Origin of the sequence: Cypionkella sp. (assembly GCF_030652235.1) — a bacterium.
Lineage (GTDB): Bacteria > Pseudomonadota > Alphaproteobacteria > Rhodobacterales > Rhodobacteraceae > Cypionkella.
Genome location: NZ_JAUSBA010000006.1, coordinates 1 through 4,776, shown reverse-complemented (window position 1 = coordinate 4,776; position 4,776 = coordinate 1). Strand labels below are relative to the sequence as shown.

1 protein-coding gene, 1 pseudogene and 1 other annotated feature are annotated in these 4,776 nt (G+C 51.1%); of the genes and pseudogenes, one reads left to right on the top strand and one right to left on the bottom strand.

The window, feature by feature from the left end; all coding sequences use genetic code 11:
* Nucleotides 1–247: 247 nt before the first annotated feature.
* Nucleotides 248–1,308: pseudogene (locus tag Q7V03_RS01545) on the bottom strand (IS3 family transposase); the annotation flags it as partial.
* Nucleotides 1,079–1,195: a sequence feature (AL1L pseudoknot), on the bottom strand. Its footprint overlaps the pseudogene before it by 117 nt.
* 316 nt (nt 1,309–1,624) lie before the next feature.
* Between Q7V03_RS01545 and Q7V03_RS01535 the strand changes: the two are divergent.
* The gene (locus Q7V03_RS01535) at nt 1,625–4,234 is read left to right on the top strand and encodes an RNA-binding domain-containing protein (RefSeq protein ID WP_304923861.1); all 2,610 of its coding nucleotides are present in this window, start codon (nt 1,625–1,627) and stop codon (nt 4,232–4,234) included.
* Nucleotides 4,235–4,776 lie beyond the last annotated feature (542 nt).

Here is a 4,776-nt window from a genome sequence, read left to right as displayed (position 1 = left end):
GGACTTCGCCACACAATGGCTATGGACTTACAACAACGACCGCCCGAACATGGGCATAGGCGGCATCACACCCGCCCAGAAACTGAAAACGGCCGCCTAAGTTCTACAAATGCACCCCGTCAAAAATGGGGGGATTACCATAGATCCGGCACTATGACCGAGCATAGATACAGACCTGAAGTAGAGATCCTTTCTGTCACCGATACTGAACCGCCCCGGGTTTACCGGAGGGTGGTTTGTTCAATGACTATGCGACCATATCGAGTGAGTTCAGTTTTGCATAGAACGCCTCCTCTGCTTCTGCGGGTGGGATGTATCCGATGGGGCCGAGGAGACGGCGGTTATTATACCAATCGACCCACTTCAGCGTCTCCCACTCGACCTCTCGCAGTGATTTCCAAGGGCCGATTTGGTTGATGACTTCGGTTTTGAAGAGGCCGATGACGCACTCGGCCAGCGCATTGTCATAGGCGTCACCGACGGTGCCGACAGAGAGATCAATCTCTGCCTCGGCCAGCCTCTCGGTGTATTTGATCGACAAGTATTGCGATCCGCGGTCTGAGTGATGGATCAAGCTCTTGTTATCTGGCGTCTTTCTTTGCCAGATAGCCTGGTCCAGCGCATCAAGCACGAACTGGGTCTTCATCGAAGTTGACGCACGCCAACCGACGATCCGTCGGGCATAGACATCTATGACGAAGGCCACGTAGACCGTCCCGGACCATGTCGGCACATAGGTGAAGTCTGAAACCCATAGCTTGTTCGGTCGATCCGCCATGAACAGTCGGTTCACCTTGTCGTCCGGGCAGGGCAGAGACGTGTCAGGATTGGTCGTGATGACCTTTTTGCCCCGAACAACACCCCTGATACCTAGGCGGCGCATCAACCGTTCCACGGTGCAGCGGGCGGCGTCTTCACCCTGCCGTCGCAAGACATGCCAGATCTTCCGCGCGCCATAGAGTTTGCGGTTGGCGTCCCAAGCCGCGTCGATCTTGACGCTCAGGGCCGCATCCGACTTCGCCCGAGCCGAGGCCCGGTCGGGATCACGCACGACCGCCCGCCGGTCATAGAAGGTGGAAGGGGCAAACTGCAGCGCCCTGCAGATCGGCTCGACCCCGTGTGCCTCTCGGCTTTCCTCAATGAAATCGATCATTTGCGAAATGGGCGGTCGAGCTCCGCCTGGGCAAAATACGCGGAGGCTTTGCGCAGGATCTCGTTGGCTTGTCGAAGTTCACGAACCTCACGCTCAAGCTCTTTGATCCGCGCGATCTCAGCGCTGGTACCCGCCTTCCAAACATCACCGTCTCGCGCGTGCATGAGCTGCTGCCGTGGCATTGGAAGGCTGAAGTTGAAGCTATCAAGGCCGCGTAGCCGCGGCTCTCGCCGGATGCTTACGCTTCGTCGACCGATCGTCATTCATATATAATACCCATCGATTTCTCCCATTTTCGAGCTTAACTCGCGCTAAAAACAAGAAACAATCGGTTCTGGTGTCTGCACGTTCCTGCAATAATCATCAATCCCGATTCATCTAGGAGTACTTTTGTTTCATGTTTGCCTTGCTTAGGTGGAGCTATCATAATAGAATTAGTGAACTTTTTGAGCTGAATCTTAGGGGCAGACAATGTCGAAATCTTCTGATAATCTGATCGATCGCCTGAAAAACGCAGTCGATGATCGGCTTTTGCTCCCTGCCGTGATCGACCTACTTATACCAAGTGGAAGACCCTACGACACAGAAACTCAATTATTCGATTACAAGATTGAGGCGCCCATTCTGGACGCACAGCCGACCAAGGAGGATAAAGAGAAACATGCGATATCAATCGCCGAGCTTATAAAAGACGCGGTGGCATTTTATAACGCCTTCGGTGGTTATGTAGTATTTGGTGTAGCAGATAAGGGGCCCAGCCGTCTAGTAGGGGTGAGGCAGGGATTTAATTGTGCCGACTTCAATAAAACGCTCCAACGATACTCCGGATGTAGCGTTGAATGTCTCTATAATACTATAGAAACTAAAGTGCAAGGTGACAGAACAGTAAGTATCGGAATCCTATTGGTGCCTAGAAGGCCATCTGGTGCCCCGCCCATTAAAATGCAGCGAAAAGGTCCGGAAAAATCTCAAGGGAAGGTTTGCTTTGGGGAGGAGATTTATATACGCGTAAGAGATGAGTGTCGACCTGCAGCAAATACCCACGAAGATTGGCAATTTCTTCATTCGGATCGACTGCCTCCAGAACAGGATCATAATCCTGTAAAGAGGCAAATCCAATCATTTTTGCCAGCTCGAGATGAAGATCTCTTAGAGTTTGTCGGCCGATCTGAACACCTTGCTAGTCTGCGGCAATGGATTGCAGACCCCAGAAGCCCAATTCGACTTATTACTGGAATTGGCGGACTCGGGAAAACTACGTTGGCCTATTATTTCGCAGAGGAAGTTGTGAAAGTGGGCGCTGGTGGGGTCGACGCCGTCCTTTGGCTGACCGCTAAGCAACAGACATACTCTGCGCTTCGTGGAAAATTGGTTCCAACGACACGCGTAGATTTTTTTGATGCTAAGTCGCTGTTCGAGAAGATTCTACAGTTCCTAAATTATGAAGTGCCATTGGATGACGATGAACCGACCGAGGCTGAAGTTGTAGATCGAGTTGTGGAGGCCCTAAATGTCTACCCCGCGATGATTGTAGTTGATGACTTAGATTCACTATCACCGGACGAGCAAAAAGAGATAGTCGCGGCACTAAACAGCGTCGCGCTTCGAACGGTAGGGAGAGATATGCCTCCTTCCAGAATTCTTATGACGTCGCGGCTTGATCAAGGCCTTCCCTTAACCTCGATCATAAAAATCCGCGGTCTAGAGCGAGCGGAGTTCACCGCTTATTTTGACAATATCACAGGGGCATTCGGCTTAGGAGCATTCGAAAGGGCTGATGTCGGTCGAATTTTTGCGGCTTCGTCAGGATCTCCTTTATTTTCTGCATCCATTTTAAGGCTTATCAAACTTGGAGAAAATCGCTCAGAGGTTGTCGAAAGATGGCGCGGCGCAGATGGTGAGGATGTTAGGAGTTTTGCTTTCGAGCGTGAGCTTTCTCGACTCACGGGCCTGCAGGCGCGGGTGTTGTATGCGACGCTTCTGCTTGGCGAGACCAGCTTAGCGGATATTGCCGAGGTTTTGGACATGTCCGCGAAGTCGGTTCGCGATCAAATCTCAGAACTGCAGGCTTATCACTTGATTTCAACAAATGCTCGCCCTAGTGGCGATTCTATTATTAGTGCCCCGGATGAACTTAAAGCCATCATCGGTCTCGTAAAAGATAGCCTCGCTGGAGCGGCTAAACAGGTAAGCGAAGCAGTCGCGCGGGCCAATATCAAAGGCGGAGCTAATGAAAAGGCAATTGGCTTTAACATCCGAACCATTGCTCGCGCTTGGAGCGAAGGGCGGGGAGAAGAAGCTCTCGTGGAAGCTAAGACGTTAGGTGAACGCTTCCCAAACAACGCAGATGTAGCCAGCGTTCTCGGAGCGGCATTCCTGAGAGTGAGGCCGTCTAAGTTTAAAGAAGCTGATCTTGAACTGGCTCGAGCTTTACGGCTGGGATGTAAAAGGCCAGAACTCCTCTCTAGCATTATTACCGCCAAAACTGGCCTTGAGGACTGGACGGGAATACGTGAGTATACCAAGAGCCTATTCTCTAATGAATTTAGCCGCGACGTGGCTTTGAGGGCCTACCTCGACGCGAGTGATCGGCTTATTAGGATATCTGGATCGCGAGGTGATAATGCTAGGACTGCGGAAATCGCCCTTGAGGCGGTCGAAAAAATATCGGCGAAGATTAGACGAACACGTATTGAGCAAAGCTTCCTTTCAGAGTTAACCAAAAAGATGACAGATCTCGCAAAGCAGCATGTGGATTGCGTTGAACGCGACAATATGAGGCCTGGCAATAGAATAAAGGTATTCGAGGCGGTTTCGAGAATATCCACCTCTGATATAATCAGTGCCGATATGATTCTGAAAGGACTAGATTCTCTAAATATTTGGTGGTTGGATGTGGAAAAACGCCCTATTGTCGATGTAACTGCATGCGAAATTCTCCAGAGAATGATTGGAAAGCTCAACGGAATAGAGGCACGAGTAGCAACTGGGTCATCTACAACAAAAATCATTAAGCAGATTCAAGATACCCGCAGAGACTTAGAGTTTAGAGGTGCAACCCTACAAGCATCGCTTGGTTAGCTCTATGGACGAGAGTTCCAAAAAAATGAGAGGCGACGCTTAGTCTGATTGAAGTCCTCAGGCACTAACGGCTTGAGCCAAGTGAGAGAGGCCAGTGCAGTTGGTTCGACCCTCTGCAGGGGGCAGTTGCCTTTGTTTCTGCAAAATGCACGAGTGACCGCTTCACGACGGCAGGCATTAGTCATCAACCGTCCGTTATGGGCCGAAAACGGAAGCATCATATCGGTGATGCCCTCGGCGATAGGCGGGCTAGCGTTCGGCATAAGCCAAATCCCGTCCCCGCAACCAAATCTTATAAGGATATCAAAGACTTAAATGTTGACCGTTTCACTTGCGTATGGGCGCTCGCGTTTTACCTCAACGCCACCTCAACGTTTGACGAGTCCCCCTGTACCCAACTGGGCGATTCACACATTTCTGAGCCTCCATCCGTGGGCGAGGGATTTGAAGTATTGGAGGCCGTGTCGGAAGGTTATCGGGCCGGGCGGTTTGGAATTTGGATAGCCGTCCCATCCGCCGAGCTTGGCGATGATCCATGCGGC

Bases quoted from the DNA above. Each gene is read 5' to 3' on its own strand.
- Q7V03_RS01535 (WP_304923861.1), top strand. From the start codon at position 1,625: ATGTCGAAATCTTCTGATAATCTGATCGATCGCCTGAAAAACGCAGTC.